General features: G+C 63.9%; 22 protein-coding genes. 16 read left to right on the plus strand and 6 right to left on the minus strand.

Annotated elements, in window-relative coordinates:
* Nucleotides 1-166: 166 nt before the first annotated feature.
* Both ACUXVH_RS03925 and ACUXVH_RS03930 read right to left on the minus strand, forming a co-directional pair.
* Nucleotides 167-1,660, minus strand: a complete 1,494-nt coding sequence (locus tag ACUXVH_RS03925) for a CoA-acylating methylmalonate-semialdehyde dehydrogenase (RefSeq protein ID WP_011059103.1) — start codon at nucleotides 1,658-1,660, stop codon at nucleotides 167-169.
* A 73-nt stretch (nucleotides 1,661-1,733) separates the two neighbouring features.
* On the minus strand, nucleotides 1,734-3,083 hold the full coding sequence (locus ACUXVH_RS03930; protein ID WP_011059102.1) for an aspartate aminotransferase family protein: 1,350 nt from the start codon (nucleotides 3,081-3,083) through the stop codon (nucleotides 1,734-1,736).
* 125 nt (nucleotides 3,084-3,208) lie between these two features.
* On the opposite strand from ACUXVH_RS03930, the gene ACUXVH_RS03935 reads away from it, so the two are divergent.
* The 7 genes from ACUXVH_RS03935 (at nucleotide 3,209) to ACUXVH_RS03965 (ending at nucleotide 11,139) form a co-directional block, all read left to right on the plus strand.
* Entirely contained in the window at nucleotides 3,209-4,129 is a 921-nt protein-coding gene (locus ACUXVH_RS03935) for a LysR family transcriptional regulator (RefSeq protein ID WP_011059101.1), read from the plus strand.
* A 130-nt stretch (nucleotides 4,130-4,259) separates the two neighbouring features.
* The gene (locus tag ACUXVH_RS03940; RefSeq protein ID WP_445493999.1) at nucleotides 4,260-5,654 is read left to right on the plus strand and encodes a uracil-xanthine permease family protein; all 1,395 of its coding nucleotides are present in this window, start codon (nucleotides 4,260-4,262) and stop codon (nucleotides 5,652-5,654) included.
* Nucleotides 5,655-5,741: 87 nt separating this feature from the next.
* Entirely contained in the window at nucleotides 5,742-6,410 is a 669-nt protein-coding gene (locus tag ACUXVH_RS03945; RefSeq protein ID WP_065364939.1) for a TetR/AcrR family transcriptional regulator, read from the plus strand.
* 5 nt (nucleotides 6,411-6,415) lie between these two features.
* Entirely contained in the window at nucleotides 6,416-6,997 is a 582-nt protein-coding gene (locus tag ACUXVH_RS03950; RefSeq protein WP_019092788.1) for an IMPACT family protein, read from the plus strand.
* Nucleotides 6,998-7,529: 532 nt separating this feature from the next.
* Nucleotides 7,530-9,095: an ABC transporter ATP-binding protein gene (locus ACUXVH_RS03955; protein ID WP_053156217.1), complete on the plus strand. Its 1,566-nt coding sequence runs from the start codon at nucleotides 7,530-7,532 to the stop codon at nucleotides 9,093-9,095.
* A gap of 11 nt (nucleotides 9,096-9,106) precedes the next feature.
* Entirely contained in the window at nucleotides 9,107-10,213 is a 1,107-nt protein-coding gene (locus ACUXVH_RS03960) for an ABC transporter permease (RefSeq protein ID WP_011059096.1), read from the plus strand.
* Nucleotides 10,213-11,139, plus strand: coding sequence for an ABC transporter permease (locus ACUXVH_RS03965; RefSeq protein ID WP_065364938.1), 927 nt, complete (start codon nucleotides 10,213-10,215; stop codon nucleotides 11,137-11,139). The genes ACUXVH_RS03960 and ACUXVH_RS03965 overlap by 1 nt, the downstream gene beginning before the upstream one ends.
* Here ACUXVH_RS03965 and ACUXVH_RS03970 read toward each other — a convergent pair.
* Nucleotides 11,136-11,288, minus strand: coding sequence for a hypothetical protein (locus ACUXVH_RS03970; RefSeq protein ID WP_445494004.1), 153 nt, complete (start codon nucleotides 11,286-11,288; stop codon nucleotides 11,136-11,138). The genes ACUXVH_RS03965 and ACUXVH_RS03970 overlap by 4 nt on opposite strands.
* 162 nt (nucleotides 11,289-11,450) lie before the next feature.
* Here ACUXVH_RS03970 and ACUXVH_RS03975 point away from each other — a divergent pair, with 162 nt between their 5' ends.
* From ACUXVH_RS03975 to ACUXVH_RS03985, 3 genes are all read left to right on the plus strand, one after another.
* On the plus strand, nucleotides 11,451-12,134 hold the full coding sequence (locus tag ACUXVH_RS03975) for an SDR family oxidoreductase (protein WP_011059094.1): 684 nt from the start codon (nucleotides 11,451-11,453) through the stop codon (nucleotides 12,132-12,134).
* A gap of 192 nt (nucleotides 12,135-12,326) precedes the next feature.
* Nucleotides 12,327-13,685: an 8-oxoguanine deaminase gene (locus tag ACUXVH_RS03980; protein ID WP_065364937.1), complete on the plus strand. Its 1,359-nt coding sequence runs from the start codon at nucleotides 12,327-12,329 to the stop codon at nucleotides 13,683-13,685.
* 112 nt (nucleotides 13,686-13,797) lie between these two features.
* On the plus strand, nucleotides 13,798-14,805 hold the full coding sequence (locus tag ACUXVH_RS03985; RefSeq protein ID WP_015634030.1) for a formylglycine-generating enzyme family protein: 1,008 nt from the start codon (nucleotides 13,798-13,800) through the stop codon (nucleotides 14,803-14,805).
* Here ACUXVH_RS03985 and ACUXVH_RS03990 read toward each other — a convergent pair.
* Nucleotides 14,802-15,890: a calcium:proton antiporter gene (locus ACUXVH_RS03990; protein WP_011059091.1), complete on the minus strand. Its 1,089-nt coding sequence runs from the start codon at nucleotides 15,888-15,890 to the stop codon at nucleotides 14,802-14,804. The genes ACUXVH_RS03985 and ACUXVH_RS03990 overlap by 4 nt on opposite strands.
* A 324-nt stretch (nucleotides 15,891-16,214) precedes the next feature.
* On the opposite strand from ACUXVH_RS03990, the gene ACUXVH_RS03995 reads away from it, so the two are divergent.
* From ACUXVH_RS03995 to ACUXVH_RS04005, 3 genes are all read left to right on the plus strand, one after another.
* The gene (locus tag ACUXVH_RS03995; RefSeq protein WP_011059090.1) at nucleotides 16,215-17,297 is read left to right on the plus strand and encodes a BMP family ABC transporter substrate-binding protein; all 1,083 of its coding nucleotides are present in this window, start codon (nucleotides 16,215-16,217) and stop codon (nucleotides 17,295-17,297) included.
* Nucleotides 17,298-17,362: 65 nt separating this feature from the next.
* Nucleotides 17,363-18,328, plus strand: coding sequence for a 2-oxoglutarate and iron-dependent oxygenase domain-containing protein (locus tag ACUXVH_RS04000; RefSeq protein WP_065364936.1), 966 nt, complete (start codon nucleotides 17,363-17,365; stop codon nucleotides 18,326-18,328).
* A gap of 179 nt (nucleotides 18,329-18,507) precedes the next feature.
* Nucleotides 18,508-19,461, plus strand: coding sequence for an adenosine deaminase (locus ACUXVH_RS04005; RefSeq protein ID WP_011059088.1), 954 nt, complete (start codon nucleotides 18,508-18,510; stop codon nucleotides 19,459-19,461).
* A gap of 78 nt (nucleotides 19,462-19,539) precedes the next feature.
* Here the strand turns inward: ACUXVH_RS04005 and ACUXVH_RS04010 are convergent, their stop codons facing one another.
* Both ACUXVH_RS04010 and ACUXVH_RS04015 read right to left on the minus strand, forming a co-directional pair.
* Nucleotides 19,540-20,916 carry an MFS transporter gene (locus tag ACUXVH_RS04010; protein ID WP_065364935.1) on the minus strand — a complete coding sequence of 459 codons (1,377 nt, stop codon included), beginning with the start codon at nucleotides 20,914-20,916 and terminating at the stop codon, nucleotides 19,540-19,542.
* Nucleotides 20,917-21,051: 135 nt separating this feature from the next.
* Nucleotides 21,052-21,963, minus strand: a complete 912-nt coding sequence (locus tag ACUXVH_RS04015; RefSeq protein WP_065364934.1) for a LysR family transcriptional regulator — start codon at nucleotides 21,961-21,963, stop codon at nucleotides 21,052-21,054.
* A gap of 116 nt (nucleotides 21,964-22,079) precedes the next feature.
* On the opposite strand from ACUXVH_RS04015, the gene ACUXVH_RS04020 reads away from it, so the two are divergent.
* From ACUXVH_RS04020 to ACUXVH_RS04030, 3 genes are all read left to right on the plus strand, one after another.
* Nucleotides 22,080-22,373 (plus strand): putative quinol monooxygenase, encoded by a 294-nt coding sequence (locus tag ACUXVH_RS04020; RefSeq protein ID WP_015634025.1) that lies wholly within the window; start codon nucleotides 22,080-22,082, stop codon nucleotides 22,371-22,373.
* 34 nt (nucleotides 22,374-22,407) lie between these two features.
* Nucleotides 22,408-23,421, plus strand: a complete 1,014-nt coding sequence (locus ACUXVH_RS04025) for a zinc-binding alcohol dehydrogenase family protein (RefSeq protein ID WP_011059084.1) — start codon at nucleotides 22,408-22,410, stop codon at nucleotides 23,419-23,421.
* Between the two features lie 143 nt (nucleotides 23,422-23,564).
* A complete protein-coding gene (locus ACUXVH_RS04030) occupies nucleotides 23,565-23,741 on the plus strand; it encodes a hypothetical protein (RefSeq protein WP_015634024.1) in 177 nt (58 codons plus the stop codon).

The following is a 23,741-nucleotide window of genomic DNA, read 5'->3' on the forward strand; positions in this document are numbered from 1 at the left end:
GTTGAATCTCAAGGAGTTTTCCGTTTCGACTGCGCCGGAAGTGGGGCGAATTATAGACCTGTAGAATCTGCCGTCAACAGTTATTTTCATAAATCTGTCATATCGGTCAGAAAAGCCCATAAAAGCAAAGGCCGGCCCCAAGGGGCCGGCCTTTATCGCTTCACTCTTACAGGCTAGGGAAGGCGAACTGCGAGGCTTCGTGGCTGGCGCGTTGCGGCCAGCGCTGGGTGATCGCCTTGCGACGGGTATAGAAACGCACACCATCGGGACCGTAGGCATGCAGGTCACCGAACAGTGAACGCTTCCAGCCACCGAAGCTGTGGTAGGCCACAGGTACCGGCAGCGGCACGTTGACGCCCACCATGCCCACTTCGATCTCGTCGCAGAACAGGCGTGCCGCTTCACCGTCACGGGTAAAGATGCAGGTACCGTTGCCGTACTCGTGATCGTTGATCAGTTGCATGGCCTCCTCCAGGCTGTTGACCCGGACGATGCACAGCACCGGCCCGAAGATCTCTTCCTTATAGATGCGCATCTGCGGGGTAACGCGGTCGAACAGGCAGCCACCGAGGAAGAAGCCGTCTTCATGACCGGCCACGCTCAGGCCACGACCGTCCACCACCAGTTGCGCACCTGCGGCCACGCCGTCTTCTACATAACCACTGACCTTGTCACGCGCCTGGGCGGTAACCAGCGGCCCCATGTCCAGGCCACAGGAAGTACCGGCACCAATCTTCAGCGCCTTGATCTGTGGCACCAGCTTGGCCACCAGGGCATCGGCCACCTGGTCGCCCACGCACACGGCTACCGAGATCGCCATGCAACGCTCACCACATGAACCGTAGGCCGCGCCCATCAACGCACTGACGGCGTTATCCAGATCGGCATCCGGCATCAGCACCGCGTGGTTCTTCGCCCCGCCCAGAGCCTGAACGCGCTTGCCGCGCTTGGTGCCTTCGGCATAGATGTACTCGGCAATTGGCGTCGAACCGACAAAACTCAGCGCCTTGACTTCCGGTGCCTCGATCAGCGCGTCCACCGCAGTTTTGTCACCGTGCACCACGTTCAGCACGCCCTTGGGCAGGCCGGCCTCATGCAGCAGCTCGGCAATCAGCAGAGTCGAGCTTGGGTCACGCTCAGAAGGCTTGAGGATGAAGCAGTTGCCACAGGCGATCGCCAGCGGATACATCCACAGCGGCACCATGGCCGGGAAGTTGAACGGGGTAATGCCGGCCACTACGCCCAGCGGCTGGAAGTCGGACCAGGCGTCGATGTTCGGGCCCACGTTACGGCTGTACTCGCCCTTAAGGATTTCCGGCGCGGCGCAGGCGTATTCGACGTTCTCGATACCGCGCTTCAATTCGCCAGCAGCATCTTCCAGGGTCTTGCCATGCTCTTCGCTGATCAGCTTGGCAATACGGGCTTCGTTCTGCTCCAGCAATTGCTTGAAGCGGAACATCACCTGGGCGCGCTTGGCCGGTGGCGTATTGCGCCAGGCCGGGAATGCCGACTTGGCCGAGTCGATGGCTTGCTGGATGGTTTCACGGCTGGCCAGCGGCACTTTGTGGATCGCCTGACCGGTGGACGGGTTGAATACGTCGGCGCTGCGACCGTTGTCGCTTACCAGCTCACCGTGGATCAGGTGTTGGATCAGACTCATGCGGGGACTCCTGAAAGAGGGAAAGCGCAGGCGCGAAACACTTCGCGCCTGCTTCTATATAAGAAGGATCGAATCAGTCGAGCTTGCTCAGCACTTCGCCAACCGCGTCGAACAGGCGATCGAGGTCCTGCGGCTTGCTGTTGAAGGTTGGGCCGAACTGCAGGGTGTCGCCGCCGAAGCGCACATAGAAGCCGGCTTTCCACAACGCCATGCCAGCCTCGAACGGACGCACGATGGCATCGCCATCACGGGGTGCAATCTGGATCGCGCCAGCCAGGCCGAAGTTACGGATGTCGATCACGTTCTTCGTGCCCTTGATGCCGTGCAGTGCATTCTCGAAATGCGGGGCAACCTCGGCCACGCTCTGGACCAGGTTTTCCTTCTGCAGCAGGTCCAGTGCCGCCAGGCCAGCAGCGCACGCCACCGGGTGCGCCGAGTAGGTGTAGCCGTGGGGGAATTCCACTGCGTACTCGGGTGTCGCCTGGTTCATGAAGGTCTGATAGATCTCGGAGCTGGCAATCACCGCGCCCATGGGGATCGCGCCGTTGGTGACCTGCTTGGCCACGCACATCAGATCCGGCGTCACGCCGAAGCTGTCAGCGCCGAACATGGCACCGGTACGGCCGAAGCCGGTGATCACTTCGTCGAACACCAGCAGGATGTTGTGCTGGTCGCAGATTTCCCGCAGGCGCTTGAGGTAACCCTGTGGCGGCACCAGCACGCCAGCGGAGCCGGCCAGAGGCTCGACGAAGACCGCGGCAATGTTGGAAGCGTCATGCAGTTCGATCAGTTTCAGCAGCTCATCGGCCAGAGCGATACCGCCCTGCTCCGGCATGCCACGGGAATAAGCGTTGCTGGCCAGCAGGGTATGGGGCAGGTGATCGACATCCATCATCGCCTGGCCGAACAACTTGCGGTTGCCGTTGACGCCACCGAGGCTGGTGCCGGCGATATTCACCCCGTGGTAGCCACGGGCACGGCCGATCATCTTGGTCTTGGTCGACTGGCCTTTCAGGCGCCAGTAGGCGCGCACCATCTTCACTGCGGTATCGGCGCACTCGGAGCCGGAGTCAGTGAAGAACACGTGGTTCAGGTTGCCCGGGGTCAGGTCGGTGATCTTCTCGGCCAGCTGGAACGACAGCGGGTGGCCGTATTGGAAGCCTGGGGAATAGTCCAGGGTGCCCAGCTGCTTGGCGACCGCTTCCTGGATCTCCTTGCGCGAGTGACCGGCACCGCAGGTCCACAGACCGGACAGCGAGTCATAGATCTTGCGGCCCTTGTCGTCCACCAGCCAGCTGCCTTCGGCGCCGACGATCAGGCGCGGGTCGCGCTGGAAGTTGCGGTTGGCGGTGTAGGGCATCCAGTGAGCGTCGAGCTTGAGCTGGCTGGCCAGGGACTGAGGGGCGGTTTCCGGCATGTTCATGAGCAAAACCTCGCAAGGCAATGAAGCGGCGTAGGAATGAAAAGCGTTGTTGCAGCTAAGTTGCCACGGCTATAAAGTCGGTGAAATCCAACTTTAATAACCTTCAGTCTGGCATCCACTAAACTATGAGCAGCCGTCGAGCCGACCCGCTGGCGCAAGTCAGCGACTTTGATATCCGCCTGCTGCGGATCTTTCGCAGCGTGGTGGAGTGCGGTGGTTTCTCCGCCGCGGAAACCGTGCTCGGCATCGGCCGCTCGGCCATCAGCCAGCAGATGAGCGACCTGGAACAACGGGTCGGCCTGCGCCTGTGCCAGCGCGGGCGCGCCGGGTTCTCCCTGACCGAGGAGGGCCGCGAGGTCTATCAGTCGACCCTGCAACTGCTCAGTGCCCTGGAAAGCTTCCGTACCGAGGTCAACGGCCTGCACCGCCACCTGCGCGGCGAATTGATCATCGGCCTCACCGACAACCTGGTGACCCTGCCCCACATGCGCATCACCCACGCCCTGGCGCAATTGAAGGAGCGTGGCCCGGACGTGCAGATCCAGATCCGCATGATCGCCCCCAACGAAGTCGAGCAAGGGGTGCTCGACGGCCGCCTGCATGTCGGCGTGGTGCCCCAGGCCAGTGCCCTGCCCGGCCTGGAATACCAGCCGCTGTATGACGAGCGCTCGCTGCTGTACTGCGCAGTGGGCCACCCGCTGTTCTATGTGGATGACCGGCAACTGGACGACCAGCGCCTCAACGACCAGGACGCCATCGCCCCGACCTTTCGCCTGCCGGCCGAGATCCAGGCCCACTACCAGGCGCTGAATTGCACCGCCAGCGCATCCGACCGGGAAGGCATGGCCTTCCTGATTCTCACCGGCCGCTACATCGGCTACCTGCCGGACCACTACGCCAGCCTCTGGGTGCAGCAGGGCCGGTTGCGTGCCCTCAAGCCCAAGTCACGCTTCTACGACCTGAGCCTGGCATCGGTCACGCGCAAGGGCCGGCGCCCTCATTTGGTGCTCGAAAGCTTTCTGGAGAGCCTGGCGGCAACCCGCTAGAACGTCTCCACTCAACAGCAAGACCCGGTATTCAAAGGCCCGCACCGCAAAACAGAAAAAATAACCTGAGCACCTGGACAGCTTTTTGCAAAGACCTCGGCACCTTGAACCCCAGCCCGAGCTCCACGCCATGCAGCCAGATGCTTCCCGCCCCAGCGAACTGATCTACGGCCTCGACGACCGCCCGCAACCCCTGCCCGCGCTGCTGGCGGCCCTGCAGCATGTGCTGGCCAGCTTTGTCGGCATCATCACCCCACCACTGGTGATTGGTTCGGCCCTGGGTCTTTCGGCGCACCTGCCGTACCTGATCAGCATGGCGCTGATGGTCTCCGGGGTCGGCACCTTTATCCAGGCCCGGCGCCCCTGGGGCATCGGGGCCGGCATGATCTACCTGCAAGGCACCAGCTTCGCCTTCCTCGGTGCCGTACTGTCGGCGGGGTTCCTGGTCAAGCAACGGGGCGGCAGCCCGGAAGACATCCTGGCGATGATCTTCGGCGTGTGTTTCTTCGGCGCGCTGGTGCAGATCGTCCTCAGCCGCTTTATCGGCCGACTGCGCCGGGTGATCACCCCGTTGGTGACCGGCATCGTCATTACCCTGATCGGCATCAGCCTGATCAAGGTCGGCATCACCGACCTGGGCGGCGGCTTCAATGCCGCGGACTTCGGCGCCCCGGGCAATCTCGGCCTGGGCCTGCTGGTGCTGCTGACCATCATTCTGCTCAACCGCAGCAACACCCCGTGGGTGCGCCTCAGCGCCATCATCATCGGCCTGGCCCTGGGTAGCCTGGCGGCCTGGTTCAGCGGCAAGCTGGTGCCCCAGCCGCTGCCGGACCTGCCGTTGATCAGCCTGCCCCTGCCCTTCAGGTACGGCTTCAGTTTCGACTGGAGCGCCTTTATTCCCGTAGCCCTGATCTACCTGATCAGCACCCTGGAAACCGTGGGAGATCTAACCGCCAACTGCATGCTGGCGCGCCAGCCCATCAGCGGCCCTTCCTATATAAGCCGGCTCAAGGGCGGGGTCCTGGGGGACGGCGTCAGTTGCATGATCGCCGCCACCTTCAGCGCCTTCCCCAACACCACCTTCGCCCAGAACAACGGGGTGATTCAGTTGACCGGTGTGGCCAGCCGCTTCGTCGGCCTGTACATCGGCCTGATCCTGTTCTGCCTGGGCCTGTTCCCGCTGATCGGCGCGCTGCTGCAACAGATCCCCAAGCCGGTACTCGGCGGTGCCACCCTGGTGATGTTTGGCAGCGTCGCCGCAGCCGGGGTACGGATCCTCGCCCAGGCCCCGCTGGACCGGCGCAGCATGCTGATCATCGCCACTTCGTTCGGCGTCGGCCTGGGCATCGCCGCGCAACCGAACCTGCTGCACCTGCTGCCCAAGGTGGTGCAGAACCTGTTCGATTCGGCGATCACCAGCGGCGGCCTCACCGCCTTGCTGATGAGCCTGCTGTTGCCGGAAAGCAAGGGCGCGGCGAATGACGCAAATCCGATTCCGGAAAACGACACCCTGAGGGCCCACTGAGGCTTTTGTAGCGCCAAGGCTTGTCTGATGCACGTGGGTGCGCTATCAACGCACAGGTTGCACCCACAGACTTGCTCGGAAACCTCCATGACCTTTGAAGTCCCCGCCCACAGCGCGCCTCACCCCGGCAAACCCGCCAGCCGCATTCGGCAGAAGAATGAAGAGGCCATCCTCCAGGCCGCCGAGGACGAGTTCGCCCGTCACGGTTTCAAAGGCACCAGCATGAACACCATCGCGCAGAAGGCCGGCCTGCCCAAAGCCAACCTGCACTACTACTTCACCAACAAGCTGGGGCTGTACATCGCGGTGCTGAGCAACATCCTCGAACTCTGGGACAGCACCTTCAACACCCTCACCGCCGAAGATGATCCGGCCGAAGCCCTGACCCGCTACATCCGCGCCAAGATGGAATTCTCCCGCCGCCAGCCGCAAGCCTCGCGGATCTTCGCCATGGAGATCATCAGCGGTGGCGAGTGCCTGAGCGAGTATTTCAGCCAGGACTACCGCGCCTGGTTCCAGGGCCGCGCCGCGGTGTTCCAGGCCTGGATCGACGCTGGCAAGATGGACCCGGTAGACCCGGTGCACCTGATCTTCCTGCTGTGGGGCAGCACCCAGCACTATGCCGATTTCGCCACCCAGATCTGCCGCGTCACCGGGCACACCCGGCTGACCAAGCAGGACATGGAAGACGCCGGCAACAACCTGATCCGCATCATCCTCAAAGGCTGTGGCCTGACACCTGCACTGAAAGACTGACCCCCATGCCCTTTACCCTGGCCGGCCTTTGCGAATACCGCGAGGAAATTCGCAAAAGCCGCTTCATCACCTTTGCCGCGCCCATCAGCAGCGCGGCCGAGGCCCAAGCCTTCATCCAGCAGTACAGCGACCTCAACGCTTCGCATAACTGCTGGGCGTGGAAACTCGCCGACCAGTACCGCAGCAACGACGACGGTGAACCCGGCGGTACCGCCGGGCGACCGATCCTCGCGGCCATCGAGGCCCAGGACTGCGACCAGGTGGCGGTGCTGGTGATCCGCTGGTACGGCGGCATCCAGCTGGGCACCGGCGGCCTGGCCCGGGCCTATGGCGGCGGCGCCAACAAGTGCCTGCAAGGCGCCGAGCGCATCGCCCTGGTCAACCGCGTACCGCTGCGTTGCGCCTGCAGCTTCAGCGAACTGGCGCTGGTCAAGCTGCGGGTTGCCGAACTGGGTGGGCTGCTGGTCCAGGAAGACTTCACCGCCAACGGCGTAGAGCTGCAACTGGCCCTGGGCGAAGAGCAGATCGATACCCTGCAGCAACAGCTGGCGGACCTCAGCCGCGGGCGCATCCTTTTGCAGCGCTGAAGGCACCAACCCGGCCCGGACCACCTTGTGCATAACCCGCAAGGCCCCGGGCACTTGCCCACATCTACTGTGCACCCGACTGTGGATAAGCTGAGCACATAGCGCTGTAACCCTTCTGCAACGTGGCTTTGCGGGCTTTGTTCATTTTTTGTCCAAAGCCTCCCCAGGAAGCTTTTTTCCACAGCGAAACAGCCACTTAAGCCGGTTTATCGCAGTTCACGGGCAAGCCCGTGGTGCTGATGCCCAAGCGCCGCTCTTGCACACAATTACTGTGGAGCAAGCTGTGGATAACCCGTGCAAGGCTGCTCCAGCCCCTGATTGCGCAGGGTCTGCAGGCAACTGATCATTTTCTGCGCAACGGCCTGGGGACAAAAACAGCGCCTTTTCAAACACCTTGCCCCGAAGTGGTGCCAGGACCCTGGTCCTGTCAGCCAGGCAGGATGCCGCCCGGGAGCGCTCCACCGGCTTTCCTGACCCACTGGCCAGGAAATTGCTTTATCCACAGGCACAACTCCCAGAAGCCGAGCCTGTCATGTCCAATCACCCTGCACCCAGCAGCCAGGCACCACGCCTGCAACTGCGCCGGATCAGCAAACGCTATCCCGGCTGCCTGGCCAACGACGCCATCGACCTGAACATCGCTGCGGGTGAAATCCATGCGTTGCTGGGCGAAAACGGCGCCGGCAAAAGCACCTTGATGAAGATCATCTACGGGGTGGTCCAGGCCGATTCGGGGGAACTGCTCTGGCAAGGACGACGCCAGCTCATCGACAACCCGGCCCAGGCACGCAGCCTGGGGATCGGCATGGTGTTCCAGCATTTCTCGCTGTTCGAAACCCTCAGCGTGGCGCAGAACATTGCCCTGGCCATGGGCGCCGGCACCGGTACGCCGAGCCAGCTGGAAGGCAGAATCCGCGAGGTTTCCCAGCGTTACGGCATGGCCCTCGAACCCCAGCGCCTGGTGCACAGCCTGTCCATCGGCGAACGCCAGCGGGTGGAAATCGTCCGCTGCCTGATGCAGGACATCCGCCTGCTGATCCTCGACGAGCCGACCTCGGTCCTGACCCCGCAGGAGGCCGACGACCTGTTCGTCACCCTGCGCCGGCTGGCCGACGAAGGCTGCAGCATCCTGTTCATCAGCCACAAGCTCGCCGAGGTGCGCGCCCTGTGCCACAGCGCCACGGTGCTGCGCGCGGGCCGGGTGGCCGGGCACTGCAGGCCGGCGCAGTGCTCGGATCGCGAGCTGGCGCGGCTGATGGTGGGGGACGCGGCGGCGATGATCACCGACTACCCGAAAGCCCGCGGCACGAACGACTTCCTGCGCCTGGACAACCTCAGCTGGGACAACCCCGATCCTTTCGGCTGCTCACTGAAGAACATCGACCTGCGCCTGCGCAGCGGCGAGATCGTCGGCATCGCCGGAGTCGCCGGCAATGGCCAGGACGAACTGCTGGCCCTGCTCAGCGGTGAACAGCGCCTGCCCCGTGGCGAAGCCGAACGTATCTGTTTCGCCGGCCAGGGGGTGGCTCATCTGTATCCCGACGCCCGACGCCAGCGCGGCCTGGCTTTCGTTCCCGCCGAACGCCTGGGCCACGGCGCGGTGCCGGAACTGAGCCTGGAGGACAACGCCCTGCTCAGCGCCTTTCAACAGGGCCTGGTGCGCCACGGGCTGATCCAGCGACGCAAAGTGCGGGAACTGGCCGAGCGCATCATCCAGCGTTTCGGGGTCAAGAGCGCCGGTTCCCAGAGCCCGGCCCGCAGCCTGTCCGGCGGCAACCTGCAGAAATTCATCCTGGGCCGCGAGATTCTCCAGCAGCCTCGCCTGCTGATCGCCGCGCACCCGACCTGGGGCGTGGATGTAGGGGCCGCCGCCACTATCCACCGGGCACTGATCGCCTTGCGCGATGCCGGCGCGGCGATCCTGGTGATCTCCGAAGACCTGGACGAGCTGTTCCAGATCAGCGACCGCCTCGCGGCCCTGTGCGCTGGACGCCTTTCGCCCCTCAAGGCCTGCGCCGACACCTCGCTGGTGGAGGTTGGCGGCTGGATGGCCGGCCACGCCGATTCCCTGCCCTCACCCGCTGCCCTGGCGATTTAACGGAGCTGTCCATGCTGCTTTCACTCGAACCCCGTGGCCGCCAGTCGCGGCTGATGCTCTGGTGCTCGCCACTGCTGGCGGCGCTGCTGACCCTGGGCTGCGGTTCCCTGCTGTTCATGACCCTGGGGCATGACCCCTGGCTGACCTTGCACACCCTGCTGATCGCCCCGGTCAGCGACTTGTATGGCGTGTCCGAACTGCTGGTCAAGGCGCTACCTATCCTGCTCTGTGCCCTGGGCCTGGCGGTGGCCTACCAGGCGCGGGTGTGGAACATCGGCGCCGAGGGCCAATTGCTGCTCGGGGCCCTGGTCGGTAGCGCCCTGGCGGTCAATCTCATCGAACTGCAAAGCCGCTGGGCGCTGGTGCTGATCCTGCTTGCCGGAACCCTGGCCGGGGCCGCCTGGGCCGGGCTCACCGCCTGGTTGCGCACCCGCTTCAACGCCAATGAAATCCTCACCAGCATCATGCTCAACTACATCGCCCTGAACCTGTTGCTGTACTGCGTGCATGGACCGTTGAAAGACCCCGCCGGGTTCAACTTTCCCGAGTCGGCGATGTTCGGCGACGCCAGCCGCCTGCCGCTGCTGATGGAAGACGGCCGGGTCCACGCCGGGGTGTACTTCGCCCTGCTGGCCCTGGTGGCGGTCTGGGTGCTGCTGCAGAAAAGCTTTGTCGGCTTCCAGATCAGGGTGCTCGGCCTGGACCAGCGTGCCGCCGGCTTCGTCGGCTTTCGCCAGAAGCGCCTGGTCTGGCTGGCGCTGTTGACCAGCGGTGCGCTGGCAGGGCTGGCCGGGGTCTGCGAAGTCGCCGGCCCCATCGGCCAACTGGTGCCCCAGGTGTCTCCCGGCTACGGCTACGCGGCCATTACCGTGGCTTTTCTCGGCCGCCTGAACCCCATCGGCATTGTGTTTTCCAGCCTGCTGATGGCGTTGTTGTACATCGGTGGCGAGAGCGCGCAGATGAGCCTCAACCTGCCCCAGGCCATCACCCAGCTGTTCCAGGGAATGATGCTGTTCTTCCTCCTGGCCAGCGACGTGCTGATTCTCTATCGCCCGCGCCTGAACCTGCGTTGGGTGCGCCGTAACGCCAGCGCCACTGCTACCGCCGGAGCCCTGTGATGGATATCGATCTGCTGAGCAATATTCTCTACGCCATGGTCCGCTGCGGCACCCCCCTGCTGCTGGTGGCCCTGGGGGAACTGATCTGTGAAAAGAGCGGCGTCCTCAACCTGGGCCAGGAAGGCATGATGCTGTTCGGCGCGGTGATAGGTTTTATCGTCGCCCTCAACAGCGGCCATTTGTGGCTCGGGGTGCTGCTGGCGATAGCCGCCGGGATGCTGCTGGCGGCGCTGTTCGCCCTGGTGGCCCTGGTGTTCACCGCCAACCAGGTGGCTACCGGGCTGGCGCTGACGATCTTCGGGGTCGGCCTGTCGAGCTTTGTCGGCGCGGCCTGGGTCGGCAAGCCCCTGGCCGGCTTCGAACCGCTGGCGCTGCCGCTGCTGAGTGAGATCCCGCTGATCGGTCGCATGCTGTTCGCCCAGGATTTGCTGGTGTACCTGTCCTTCACCCTGTTCGCCCTGGTGGCCTGGGTGGTTCTCAAAAGCCGGGTCGGCCTGATCATCCAGGCTGTCGGCGAGAACCCCGACGCCGCCAGCGCCATGGGCCTGCCGGTACTGCGGGTGCGCGCGCTCGCGGTGCTGTTCGGCGGCGCCATGGCGGGGCTGGCCGGGGCCTACCTGTCCCTGGCCTACACCCCGATGTGGGCCGAGAACATGAGCGCCGGACGCGGCTGGATCGCCCTGGCGCTGGTGGTGTTCGCCAGCTGGCGGGTGTGGCGGCTGCTACTCGGCGCCTACCTGTTCGGCCTGGCGAGCATCCTGCACCTGGTGGCCCAGGGCCTGGGCCTGGCGATTCCTTCCAACCTGCTGGCGATGCTGCCCTATGCCGCGACCATCCTGGTGCTGGTGCTGCTATCCCGGGATGCCTTGCGCACCCGGCTGTATGCACCGGTGTCCCTCGGCCAGCCGTGGCAGTCGGGACACTAGATGGCTGCCGGGGCCTTACCGGCAGCCGCTCGCACCGGCAGCAACTGGGCCACGCACCAGGCCAGCTCGAAGAACAGGATCACCCCGATCAATGCCGAGGCTCCGTGAGCCAGGGCGTGGTCCACATAGATGTCGCGCCATCGATTCAAGGAGCGCGCAGGCCAAAGCCTGGAGTATGCTTCAGGGTCAGCCCTTTCGAGCCCCATGCTTGCGCATCGGAGAACCGGGCCAGTTACGCCCCGTGCTGCAACTGCGACTGGGGCAAGCCTGTCCATTGAATCCGTGATCCTCATTTATCAAGGAACCTCATCATGTCCACGGCAAAAACCGCACTGATCATCGGCGCCTCCCGGGGCCTGGGCCTCGGCCTGGTCCAGCGCCTGCTGGAAGACGGCTGGCAGGTCACCGCCACCGTGCGCAACCCGCACAAGGCCGAGGCGCTGCAAGCCCTGGGCAAGGTGCAGATCGAGCAACTGGACATGGACGATCAGCAAGCGGTGATCGCCCTGAGCCAGAAGCTCAAGGACCAGGTGTTCGACCTGCTGTTCGTCAATGCCGGGGTCAAGGGCCCGGACAACCAGTTGCCGGGGCAGGCGACCCTGGCCGAAGTCGGCCAGCTGTTCTTCACCAACGCCGTGGCGCCGATCAACCTGGCCCAGCGCTTTGTCGGGCAGATCCGCAAGGACAGCGGCGTGCTGGCGTTCATGAGTTCGGTGCTGGGCAGCGTGACCATGCCCGACGCGCCGGAGCTGGCCCTGTACAAGGCCAGCAAGGCCGCGCTGAACTCCATGACCAACAGCTTCGTGACCCAGTTGGGGCAGAAGCTCACCGTGCTTTCGCTGCACCCGGGCTGGGTGAAGACCGACATGGGCGGCGAAGGCGCCGATATCGATGTGCAGACCAGCACCCGCGGGCTGATCGCCCAGGTCAATGCCTACACTGGCAAGGGCGGTCATCACTTCGTCAACTACAAAGGCGAAACCATCCCCTGGTAAGGCCGCGGCTGCCCCGGGCAGCCCTTGCACAGGCCAGCGAAGGCTCTGGAACGGGGGGCAAAATGCAAGTTTTGTCCCCCGGCAAATCTTTCGCTAGACTGCGCACCTCGCCCCTTGCGGCGACCCTGGATCAGCAGACAGGGCATCACTGAGCTGGCTAACCTGAACCCACTTTCAGAGGAGCCGGCAAACATGCCTGCGACCCGTACCTGGTTAAAAAATCCCCTGGCCATCTTCACCGGCAATGCCCTCGACGCCCGTGGCGGCCTGGTGCTGCAAGACGGCCTGATCGTTGAAGTGCTGGGCCTCGGCCAGCAACCTGCAAGCCCCTGCCAGCAGGTCTTCGATGCCCGCGAGCACGTGCTGCTGCCGGGCCTGATCAACACCCACCATCACTTCTATCAAACCCTGACCCGCGCCTGGGCGCCGGTGGTCAACCAGCCGCTGTTTCCCTGGCTCAAGACCCTGTACCCGGTCTGGGCCCGGCTGACCCCGGAAAAACTCGCCCTGGCGACCAAAGTGGCACTGGCCGAACTGCTGCTCTCCGGCTGCACCACCGCCGCCGACCATCACTATCTGTTCCCGGACGGCCTGGAAAACGCCATCGACGTGCAAGTCGACACCGTGCGTGAACTGGGCATGCGCGCCATGCTCACCCGCGGCTCGATGAGCCTTGGCGAAAAGGACGGCGGCCTGCCACCGCAACAGACCGTGCAGGAAGGCCAGGTGATTCTCGACGACAGTCAGCGCCTGATCCAGCAGTACCACGAGCGTGGCGACGGTGCGCAGATCCAGATCGCCCTGGCACCGTGCTCGCCGTTCTCGGTGACCCCGGAAATCATGTCGGCCAGCGCCGAACTGGCCAACGGGCTCGATGTGCGCCTGCACACTCACCTGGCCGAGACCCTCGACGAAGAAGACTTCTGCCTGCAGCGTTTCGGCCTGCGCACGGTGGATTATCTGGACAGCGTCGGCTGGCTCGGTCCGCGCACCTGGCTGGCCCACGGCATCCACTTCAACCCGGATGAGATCGCCCGCCTCGGCCAGGCCGGTACCGGCATCTGCCATTGCCCGAGTTCGAACATGCGCCTGGCGTCCGGCATCTGCCCCAGCATCGAGCTGACCGATGCAGGGGCGCTGTTCGGCTTGGGCGTGGACGGTTCGGCGTCCAATGACGCCTCGAACATGATCCTCGAAGCGCGTCAGGCGCTGTACATCCAGCGCCTGCGTTACGGCGCCGAAAAGATCACCCCGGAGCGTGTACTGGGCTGGGCGACCCAGGGGTCGGCAAGCCTGTTGGGCCGTACCGACATCGGCGAACTGGCGGTAGGCAAGCAGGCAGACCTGGCGTTGTTCAAGCTCGATGAACTGCGTTTCTCGGGTAGCCATGATCCGGTTTCAGCGCTGCTGTTGTGCGCCGCGGATCGAGCGGACCGGGTCATGATTGGCGGCAAGTGGCGGGTGATTGATGGCCAGGTAGAAGGGCTGGATCTGAAAAACCTGATCGCCGATCACAGCCAGGCGGCCCGGCAACTGATCGCCGGCACCTGATCTTTGGCGCCCACGGCGAGGGAGCGTATCCCTCGCCTGTGCGTTGAACGGTATCAGGGGGAGGAAACATGTTAGTTTGCCGCCCTCATCCGAACCGTTATAGGGACATTACGTGAAACAAAAGCACGGACTGGCGCTCTGCGTCGCGCTGCTGATTTCGGGCTGTGGGAAACAGGAGGTTGCAGGCCCCGCCAGCAAAGTGCTGTCACCTGAAAAAGTTGCAGACATTGCTTCGACCATCAGCCGCAGATACCCGGACCTGTCCCCGCAAGTCCGCGATGCGGTGCTCAACACCGTCGTGCGTTCGATGGACAACATGGTGCTGATTGAAGGTGGCGAATTCCAGATGGGGGATTTCGGCTGGCCCCGTGGCTTCGACCCACAGGCCTTGTGCCAATGGCCCTGTGGCGTGGACCCGGCAAACATGGAACGGATCAGCCTCGACATCGATGACGACTTCGTTCACCCGGTCAAGTTGAGCAGCTACTACCTGTCCTCGCTGCAAACCACCTTGGGCGATTTCGATCTGTTCTTCCTGGCGCAAGGCCGGCCGCAATTCGACGCGGCACTGCGCAACCGCGCCGACATGAAACACCTCTACCAGGAAAACCTGCCCGCCCCGGCGTCTCGAAAATGGCAAGAGGCCAAGGATTACTGTGGCTGGCTGGCAGACCTCAGCGGCTATGCCGTGGATCTTCCGACCGAGGCCCAATGGGAATATGCGGCGCGCAACCGTGGCCAGCCGGTGATGTTCGCGACCGACAACGGCAATCTGGACTATGGCCGCAACTTTCCGGCGCCTGACGACAACGAAACCTTCGCCGTGGACAGGTTTGTGCCTAACCCGCTGGGCCTCTACAACCTCACCGGCAATGCCAGTGAATGGGTCAACGACTGGTACGACAAACACTACTACCGCGAATCTCCCGTGGAGAACCCGCAAGGGCCTGAAACAGGCATTTATCGAGCGCAACGGGGCGCCAACAACAAGTTTGCCAACGACCCGACCTTTTCTCCTTCGGCCAGCACCGTCCGCCGTTGGCGTTGGGGCGCACTCGCGGCCTGGAATGCCCCCGGGGTCAGCTTTCGCTGCGCTATCCAGTCGGCGCAACCCCTTTAAAGACCGAGCAGCGACAGCATGATGAAGGTCGCAAACAGCACGAAGTGAGTCATGCCTTCTATGGCATTGGTTTCACCGTCGTTGAGGTTGATCGCGCTGACGATCAGGGTGATGAACACCATCACCGTCTGCACCGGGGTCATGGCCATCTGGAAGGGCTGGCCGGTGTACAAGGCCATGGCCTCCATCACCGGCACCGTGAGGATCACCGTCGACAGGGAAGCGCCCAGGGCCACGTTGACCACCGACTGCATGCGGTTGGCCAGGGCGGCGCGCAGGGCGGTCAGGATTTCCGGCGCGGCGGAAATCGCCGCCACCAGGATCGCCGTGATCACCGGCGGGGCGCCCGTGCCTTCCAGGCCCAGGTCCAGGGTCTTGGACATCACCTCGGCCAGGGCGCCGATTACCACCACCCCGAACACCAGGATGCCGATGCTCCAGGCCAGGTTGATGGCATGGGGCTGTTCCTGGGCCTCTTTATTGCGGCGTTTTTCCGGGTAGCTGTAGCTGAAGAAATAGCTGTGCGGCCCGACCTGCATGCGCAGGAACAGGGTATAGAGCACCACCATGGCGCCGATGGTGAAGGCCGAGTAGACCTTCCAGTCGGCCTCGGGGATGAACTCCGGCACCACCATCGACACGCCCATGGCGGTGAGGATCATCACGCTGTAGGTACGCGCCGAGTCGTCGTTGTAGGGCTGCTCGCCATGCTTGATGCCGCCCATCAGCGCGGCCAGGCCGAGGATGCCGTTGATGTCCAGCATCACCGCCGAGTAGATGGTGTCGCGCACCAGGGTCGGCGAGGCTTCGTTGCTCATCATGATCGCCAGGATCACCACTTCCACCAGCACCGCGGCCAGGGTCAGGATCATGGTGCCGTAGGGGTCGCCGACCTTTTCCGCCAGCAGTTCAGCGTGGTGGGCGACGCGCATCGAAGCCATGACGATAAAGCCGATCAGCACCAGCCCGGCGCCCAGGGCGATGCCCTGGCCACTGCCCAGCAACAGATGTTCAAGCGGATAGGCAGCCACGGCGGCCAGCAGCGCAAGCAGTAGAAACTTTTCTTGCTTGAGGGAATTGAGCATTGCAGTCCTTTGACGGGAATAAAAACGAGTACAGGAGATGACTGAAAGGCTGCACCAAGTCACTAACGTTTCGTTACATGTTAGTGCACCAGCCCCAGGCGCCGCGCACCGGGTTGGTTCTTGAACAGCCCTTCGCCGGCAAGCGGCCTCCTGCATTCCAGCCCCGTAGGAGCTGGCTTGCCAGCGAAAAGCGCGCCCCAAAGCCCCCGTAGAAACCGCCTCGCCGGCGCAACGGCCATCTTTGTTGTCCTGTTGGTCAGCTATTTGCATTGCCCTCCAGTGCTTGCCGCCCCAGCCCCCCACAACAAGATGGAGCTCCCATTCATGCATACACGCCCGTTGCACAAGTTGCTCTGCACCCTGGCCGCCGCCATCGGCCTGAGTGCCAGCCTTACCGCCAGCGCCGCCGATCCGCTGAAGGTCGGTTTCGTCTACATCGGCCCCATAGGCGATCACGGCTGGACCTATCAGCATGAACAGGGGCGCAAGGCCCTGGTGGAAAAATTCGGCGACCAGATCAAGACCAACTACGTGGAGAACGTAGCCGAAGGCGCCGACGCCGAGCGGGTGATCCGCAACATGGCCAAGGACAACTACGACCTGATCTTCACCACCTCCTTCGGCTACATGAACCCCACGCTGAAGGTTGCCAGGCAGTTCCCCAAGGTGACCTTCGAACACGCCACCGGCTACAAGCAGGACAAGAACCTCGGCACCTACCTGGCGCGCACCTACGAGGGCCGCTATGTGGGTGGTTTCCTCGCGGCGAAGATGACCAAGAGCAAGAAGATCGGCTACGTCGCCTCCTTCCCCATTCCGGAGGTGATCCGCGACATCAACGCCATCCAGCTGGCCCTGAACAAGTACAACCCGGGCACCGAGATCAAGGTGGTGTGGGTCAATTCCTGGTTCGATCCGGGCAAGGAAGCCGACGCCGCCAATGCCCTGATCGACCAGGGCGCCGACGTGATCTTCCAGCACACCGACAGCCCGGCGCCGATCCAGGCCGCGGAACGGCGTGGCGTGTACGCGGTGGGCTATGCCTCGGACATGGCCCACTTCGGCCCCAAGGCGGTGCTGACCTCCATCGTCAACAACTGGGGCCCGCACTACATCCAGGCCACCCAGGGGGTGATGGACCACAGTTGGAAACCCCAGGACTACTGGGGTGGGCTGAAAGAGGGTACGGTTGAACTGCCCCTCAGCGACCTGCTGCCGGCCCCGGTGAAAACCGAGGCCGAACAGATCATCGCCAGCATCAAGAGCGGCGAGTTCCACCCGTTCACCGGCCCGATCAAGGACCAGGCCGGGGTCGAAAAAATCGCCGCGGGGGTCAGCGCCAGCAATGCCGAACTGGCCTCGATGAACTACTACGTCGAAGGCCTGAAGGCGGACATCCCCAAATAATCTGGCCGTCGCTGTCGGAGCATCCGCCAGCGACGACGGACCGCCAACAGGATGGGAGCACTCTCATGAATCAACTGCCGATCATCGATATCAGCCCGCTGTATCAGGATGAGCAGCAAGGCTGGGACAGTGTCGCCAAGCAGATCGACCGCGCCTGTCGCGAATGGGGCTTCTTCTACATCAAGGGTCACCCGATCAGCGCACAACGCATCGAGCAATTGCTGAGCACGGCCAAGCACTTCTTCGCCCTGCCCAGTGTTGAAAAACTCAAGATCGATATCACCCAGAGCCGTCACCATCGCGGCTACGGCGCCATCGCCACCGAGCAGCTGGACCCAAGCAAGCCCAGCGACCTCAAGGAAACCTTCGACATGGGCCTGCACCTGCCGGCCGAGCACCCGGACGTGCTGGCGGAAAAACCCCTGCGCGGGCCCAACCGCCACCCTGACCTGCCCGGCTGGCAAGCCCTGATGGAGCAGCACTACCAGGACATGCAGGCCCTGGCCCAGACCCTGCTGCGGGCCATGACCCTGGCGCTGGGCATCGAACGTGATTTCTTCGACCGCCGCTTCCAGGACCCGGTGAGCGTGCTGCGGATGATCCACTATCCGCCGCGCCACACCGCCAGCAGCGCAGAGCAGCAAGGCGCCGGCGCCCACACCGACTACGGCTGCATCACCCTGCTCTACCAGGACGCCGCTGGCGGCTTGCAGGTGCGCAACGTCAAGGGCCAGTGGATCGACGCCCCGCCCATCGACGGCACCTTCGTGGTCAACCTCGGCGACATGATGGCGCGCTGGAGCAACGACCGTTACCTGTCGACCCCGCACCGGGTCATCAGCCCGCTGGGGGTGGACCGCTACTCGATGCCGTTCTTCGCCGAACCGCACCCGGACACCCGCATCGAATGCCTGCCCGGCTGCCAGGACGCGGAGCACCCGGCCAAGTACCCGGTGACCACCTGCGCCCAATTCCTGCTCTCGCGCTTTGCCGATACCTACGCCTATCGCCGGGAGCTGGAGCAGGCCTGACCGCCCCCCCGGTCAGGTTTTGCCGAACATTTGCGCCGCCAGATGTAGAATGGCGGCTTTTTCGGGCCCGGTGAAAACCTGGCGAAAGCCGCAAGCCACAGCCAGTTCCCCACAGAAGGGCACGGCCCCGGCAGCGCATCACTCTCGCAGCGCCCGCCTGCACCTGATGAGACGACACCATGTATGACTGGCTGAACGCCTTGCCCAAGGCCGAGTTGCACCTGCACCTGGAAGGTTCCCTGGAACCGGAACTGCTGTTCGCCCTGGCCGAACGCAACAAGATCGCCCTGCCCTGGAGCGACGTCGAGACCCTGCGCAAGGCCTACGCCTTCAACAACCTGCAGGAATTCCTCGACCTGTACTACCAGGGCGCCGACGTGCTGCGCACCTCCCAGGACTTCTACGACCTGACCTGGGCCTACCTGCTGCGCTGCAAAGAACAGAACGTGATCCACACCGAACCCTTCTTCGACCCGCAGACCCACACCGACCGTGGCGTGCCGTTCGAAGTGGTGCTCAACGGCATCGCCAGCGCACTCAAAGACGGCGAGCAGCAACTGGGCATCACCAGCGGCCTGATCCTCAGTTTCCTGCGCCACTTGAGCGAAGAAGAGGCGCAGAAGACCCTCGACCAGGCGCTGCCGTTTCGCGATGCATTCGTCGCCGTGGGCCTGGACAGTTCGGAAATGGGCCACCCGCCGAGCAAGTTCCAGCGGGTATTCGACCGCGCGCGCAGCGAAGGCTTCCTGACCGTCGCCCACGCCGGTGAAGAAGGCCCGCCGGAGTACATCTGGGAAGCCCTGGACCTGTTGAAGATCCAGCGCATCGACCACGGTGTACGTGCCTTCGAAGACGAGCGGCTGATGCAGCGGATCATCGACGAGCAGATCCCGCTGACTGTGTGCCCGCTGTCCAACACCAAGCTCTGCGTGTTCGACCACATGTCCCAGCACAACATCCTGCAAATGCTGGAGCGCGGGGTGAAGGTCACGGTCAACTCCGATGACCCGGCCTACTTCGGCGGCTACGTCACCGAGAACTTCCACGCCCTGCACACCGACCTGGGCATGACCCAGGACCAGGCCCGGCGCCTGGCGCAGAACAGCCTGGATGCACGGCTGGTCAAGCCGTAACGGCCTTCGCCGGCCAGCCGGCTCCTACACGAACCTGTAGGAGCCGGCTGGCCGGCGAACAGGTCCCCCCCGTCTCTATCAGCTCCCCGCCTCGCTCAACTCCTCCAGGGTCTTGCCCCGGGTTTCCATCCCGAACAGCCAGACCACCCCCGCGGCAATCACGAAGCACGCCGCCCCCAGGGCGAATACGCCGCCCTGCCCGGTCAACGGAAACACCAGCCCGGTCACCAGCGGCCCCAACAGCGAACCGATGCGCCCCACCGCCGAAGCGAACCCCGAGCCCGTGGCCCGGGCCGACGTCGGGTACAACTCGGGGGTATAGGTGTAGAGCACCGCCCACATGCCGAACAGGAAAAACTGCATCAGCAGCCCGGTGCCGATCAGCAGGCTGACGTTGCCGCCAAAGACCGCACTCTGCCCGTAGAAGAAGGCCATGACCCCGCCGCCGAGCAAGGTCACGATGCACACCGGCTTGCGCCCCCAGCGCTCCACCAGCCAGGCCGCCATGAGGAACCCGGGAATCCCGCCCAGGGAAATCAGCACCGTGTAGTACACCGACTGGGTCACCGCAAAACCGGACTGCTGGAGCAAGGCGCTGAGCCAGGACGTCAGCCCGTAGAAGCCCAGCAGGGCGAAGAACCACAGGCTCCAGATCATCATCGTGCGCTGGCGATAGAGCGGCGACCAGATCTGCTTCAGTGCCGAGAAAAAGTGCCCCGGCGCACTGTCGATACGCGGCAGGTGCAGCGGCTCCGGCAATTGCGCCGTGCCCAGGGAAGCGCGCACCTTGTCTTCGATGCCACACAGCACCCGATCCGCATCGGCGTGGCGCCCGGCCTGTTCCAGCCAGCGCGGTGACTCGGGAATGAAGAAGCGGATCACCAGCACGAACACCGCCGGTATTGCCAGCACCAGGAAGATGTCACGCCAGCCGATCAGCGGCAGGAGGAAATACGAGAGCACCCCGGCGGCGACGAAACCCAGGGGCCAGAAGCCGTCCATCAGGGCGATGTAGCGCCCGCGACGCTGGGCCGGAATCATCTCCGAGAGCATCGACTGGGCGATGGGAAACTCCATGCCCATGCCGATCCCCAGCAGCACCCGGAACAGGGTCAGGCTGTCCACGCTCTGGGCGGTGGAACACAGGTAACTGGCCACGCCCCAGAGCACGATGCTCCACTGGAACACCGGCTTGCGCCCATAGCGGTCGGCAAGCATGCCCGACAGCGAGGCGCCCAGCACCATGCCGAAGAAACTGGAGCTGGCCAGCAGGCCGGCCTGGGCCGAACTCAGGCCAAACTCGGTTTTGATCGAGCCGAGGAGGAAGGTCATCATCGCCAGGTCCATGGAGTCGAAGAAAAACGCCAGGGCGATGATGATGAAAATCACCCGGTGATAGCCGCTGATGGGTAGCCGTTCCAGGCGCTCTGCGGCGCTGTATTCCTGTATGCCCATGCCCGTTCCCCCGGTTGAATGCTTGACCGCCCGAGTGTGCGGGATCGAGGCCGGGGCTGATTGCCGAGGGCGACCTGTTCGCGTCCGCCAGCGACGCCGAGGGCACGGTGCCCAGGCTCGCCGGCAAGCCGGCTCCTATCGCGGGCGTTGCGCGCTGATCTGCGCGCAACGCTCCTGGAGCAGGTCACGCAGTAGTTTCACCGGTTTGCTCAGGTGCGCCCGGTGGGTGCACAGCAGGTTCAGCGACGCGCCTTCGCAGCGCAGTTCCGGCAGCAGTATCTGCAGGCGGCCGGCCAGCACATCGGCGGCCACATCCAGCCAGGACTTGTAGGCAATCCCCTCACCGGCCACGGCCCAGCGCCGCACCACATCGGCGTCGTCGCTCAGGCGGTCACCACTGACGGTGAGGCTCACCTCGCGCTTGCCGTCATGAAAGCTCCAGAGGTCATGAGCCCGGCTATCGAGCATGTACAACAGGCAGTTGTGCTGGGCCAGTTGCTCCAGCTGGCGCGGCTCGCCGTAGCGGACCAGATAACTGGGGGCGGCGCACAGCACCCGGCGGTTGTCCGGAGCCACTGGCAGCGCCACCAGGCTGGAGTCCTCCGGTTCGCCGTAACGCAGGGCAATGTCCACCGGCTGGCGGAACAGGTCGGCAATCCGGTCCCCCAGCAGCAGGCGCACGCTGAGCTTGGGATGTTCACGCTGGAACTCGTCGAGCCAGGGCAACAGCAGATTGCGGCCAAAATCCGAAGGGGCAGAAAGCTGCAACACGCCACTGACCTGATCCTGACCGCTGGCCAGCAGGCGCCGGCCTTCATCCAGGTTGCTCAAGGCCGCCCGGGCGTATTCGAGAAAGCCCTCGCCCTCCGCGGTGAGCCGCAGGCTGCGGGTGGAACGGGCCAGCAGGCGTGCGCCCAGGTGTTCCTCGATGCGCTTGAGGGCAGCGCTGGCCACCGCAGGCGACAGGTCCATGACCCGGGCCGCCGCCGACAGGCTGCCCAGGTCTGCGGCACGCACGAACAACTGCAGGTCATCGAATCGCAGCATGAGGTCTTCCCGGATTATCAAAAAAATATTGAAAGAGCCTGCTCTTTTAGCCGGTTTTATCCTCGGGAGAAATAGCCAATCATCCCTCCCATCGCCCAGCACCTGAGGAAGCCCACATGTCCCAAGCCTTCACCGCGATTGCCACCCTGATCGCCAAGCCCCAGCAGCAAGACGTTCTCAAGCGCGAGCTCAGCGCCCTGGTCTCGCCCAGCCGCGAGGAAAGCGGTTGCCAGTACTACGAGCTGCACCAGGATGCCGAGCAACCGGGCACCTTCTACGTGCTGGAGCGCTGGGACGATGAAGCAGCCCTGGAGTTTCACAACAACACCGCGCACTTCCGGCATTTCCTCCATCAGACCCGCGAGGCGATCGAGCACTTCGAGCTCAAGCGCCTGCAGTTGATTGTCTGAGCCTTTTTTCCCTACTCATCATCAGGAACTCAACATGAAAGCCATCGCTTATTACGCTTCCCTGCCCATCGACGATCCCAAGTCCCTGCAAGACATCGAGCTGCCCGAGCCCGTGGCCGGCCCTCGCGATCTGCTGGTGGAAGTCAGGGCCATCTCGGTCAACCCGGTGGACACCAAGGTGCGCCAGAACGTCCAGCCCGAAGGTGGCGCGGCCAAGGTGCTGGGCTGGGACGTGGCCGGGGTGGTCAAGGCCGTGGGCAGCGACGTCAGCCTGTTCAAGGTCGGTGACCGGGTGTTCTACGCCGGCTCCATCGCCCGGGCCGGGGGCAACAGTGAGCTGCACACTGTGGATGAACGGATCGTCGGCCACATGCCCAAGAGCCTGGACTTCGCCGCGGCCGCCGCCCTGCCGCTGACCGCGATCACCGCCTGGGAGCTGTTGTTCGAACGCCTGCAGATCAGCCAGGAGCCGGCTGACAAAGGCCAGAGCCTGCTGATCGTCGGCGCTGCCGGCGGGGTCGGTTCGATCCTCACCCAACTGGCCCGTCAGCTCACCGGCCTCAAGGTGATCGGCAGTGCCTCCCGCGAACAGACCCAGGCCTGGGTCCGCGAGCTGGGCGCCCATGCGGTGGTGGACCACAGCCAGCCACTGAGCGCCGAACTCCAGCGCATTGGCGCAGGCCAGGTGACCCACGTCGCTAGCCTGACCCAGACCGATGCCCACCTCGACCAACTGGTGGAAGCCCTGGCACCCCAGGGCAAGCTGGCGCTGATCGACGATCCGAAAAGCCTCGACGTGACCAAGCTCAAGCGCAAGAGCCTGTCGTTGCACTGGGAGTTCATGTACACCCGTTCGCTGTTCGAAACCGCCGACATGCAAGAGCAGCACGTGCTGCTCAACCGGGTCGCCGAACTGATTGACGCCGGCACCTTGAAGACCACGGTGGGTGAGCACTTCGGCCAGATCAACGCAGCCAACCTGCGCCGCGCCCACGCCCTGCTGGAGAGCGGCAAGGCTCGCGGCAAGATCGTCCTCGAAGGTTTCTGAGGCGTTAACGAACGGCAGCCGGCACCGGTAAAAGGTGCAGGCTGCCGTCAGTCCGAGAGTTGATTCCGGTCATATTTGTGACCGTATTCGGGTCTACACTGGGGGCCCTTGCAGCGCAGTCTTTTACCGTTAGGAGGTCAGCAATGAAGATCCTGATAAAAGAATTGGCACACCCCCAGGGCTCTCAGTGGCAGGTGCGGCTCGACCAGCATGTGGTGACGTTCCGCAGCGAGGCCGAAGCCCGGGCCTTCACCCAGACCCTGCAAAGCCGCCTGCAAGCCCCCCACCCGATTCCCCAGAGCCAGCGCGCCACCGGCTGA

Source organism: Pseudomonas sp. 8(2025), assembly GCF_052665325.1.

Coding starts and splice junctions, on each gene's coding strand:
- ACUXVH_RS03990 (WP_011059091.1), bottom strand. CDS start 15,890: ATGCTCAATTCCCTCAAGCAAGAAAAGTTTCTACTGCTTGCGCTGCTG.
- ACUXVH_RS03940 (WP_445493999.1), top strand. CDS start 4,260: ATGCAGCCAGATGCTTCCCGCCCCAGCGAACTGATCTACGGCCTCGAC.
- ACUXVH_RS04000 (WP_065364936.1), top strand. CDS start 17,363: ATGAATCAACTGCCGATCATCGATATCAGCCCGCTGTATCAGGATGAG.
- ACUXVH_RS04025 (WP_011059084.1), top strand. CDS start 22,408: ATGAAAGCCATCGCTTATTACGCTTCCCTGCCCATCGACGATCCCAAG.
- ACUXVH_RS03960 (WP_011059096.1), top strand. CDS start 9,107: ATGCTGCTTTCACTCGAACCCCGTGGCCGCCAGTCGCGGCTGATGCTC.
- ACUXVH_RS04005 (WP_011059088.1), top strand. CDS start 18,508: ATGTATGACTGGCTGAACGCCTTGCCCAAGGCCGAGTTGCACCTGCAC.
- ACUXVH_RS03930 (WP_011059102.1), bottom strand. CDS start 3,083: ATGAACATGCCGGAAACCGCCCCTCAGTCCCTGGCCAGCCAGCTCAAG.
- ACUXVH_RS03980 (WP_065364937.1), top strand. CDS start 12,327: ATGCCTGCGACCCGTACCTGGTTAAAAAATCCCCTGGCCATCTTCACC.
- ACUXVH_RS03945 (WP_065364939.1), top strand. CDS start 5,742: ATGACCTTTGAAGTCCCCGCCCACAGCGCGCCTCACCCCGGCAAACCC.
- ACUXVH_RS03950 (WP_019092788.1), top strand. CDS start 6,416: ATGCCCTTTACCCTGGCCGGCCTTTGCGAATACCGCGAGGAAATTCGC.
- ACUXVH_RS04015 (WP_065364934.1), bottom strand. CDS start 21,963: ATGCTGCGATTCGATGACCTGCAGTTGTTCGTGCGTGCCGCAGACCTG.
- ACUXVH_RS04030 (WP_015634024.1), top strand. CDS start 23,565: ATGAAGATCCTGATAAAAGAATTGGCACACCCCCAGGGCTCTCAGTGG.
- ACUXVH_RS03995 (WP_011059090.1), top strand. CDS start 16,215: ATGCATACACGCCCGTTGCACAAGTTGCTCTGCACCCTGGCCGCCGCC.
- ACUXVH_RS03965 (WP_065364938.1), top strand. CDS start 10,213: ATGGATATCGATCTGCTGAGCAATATTCTCTACGCCATGGTCCGCTGC.
- ACUXVH_RS03955 (WP_053156217.1), top strand. CDS start 7,530: ATGTCCAATCACCCTGCACCCAGCAGCCAGGCACCACGCCTGCAACTG.
- ACUXVH_RS03925 (WP_011059103.1), bottom strand. CDS start 1,660: ATGAGTCTGATCCAACACCTGATCCACGGTGAGCTGGTAAGCGACAAC.
- ACUXVH_RS03935 (WP_011059101.1), top strand. CDS start 3,209: ATGAGCAGCCGTCGAGCCGACCCGCTGGCGCAAGTCAGCGACTTTGAT.
- ACUXVH_RS04020 (WP_015634025.1), top strand. CDS start 22,080: ATGTCCCAAGCCTTCACCGCGATTGCCACCCTGATCGCCAAGCCCCAG.
- ACUXVH_RS04010 (WP_065364935.1), bottom strand. CDS start 20,916: ATGGGCATACAGGAATACAGCGCCGCAGAGCGCCTGGAACGGCTACCC.
- ACUXVH_RS03975 (WP_011059094.1), top strand. CDS start 11,451: ATGTCCACGGCAAAAACCGCACTGATCATCGGCGCCTCCCGGGGCCTG.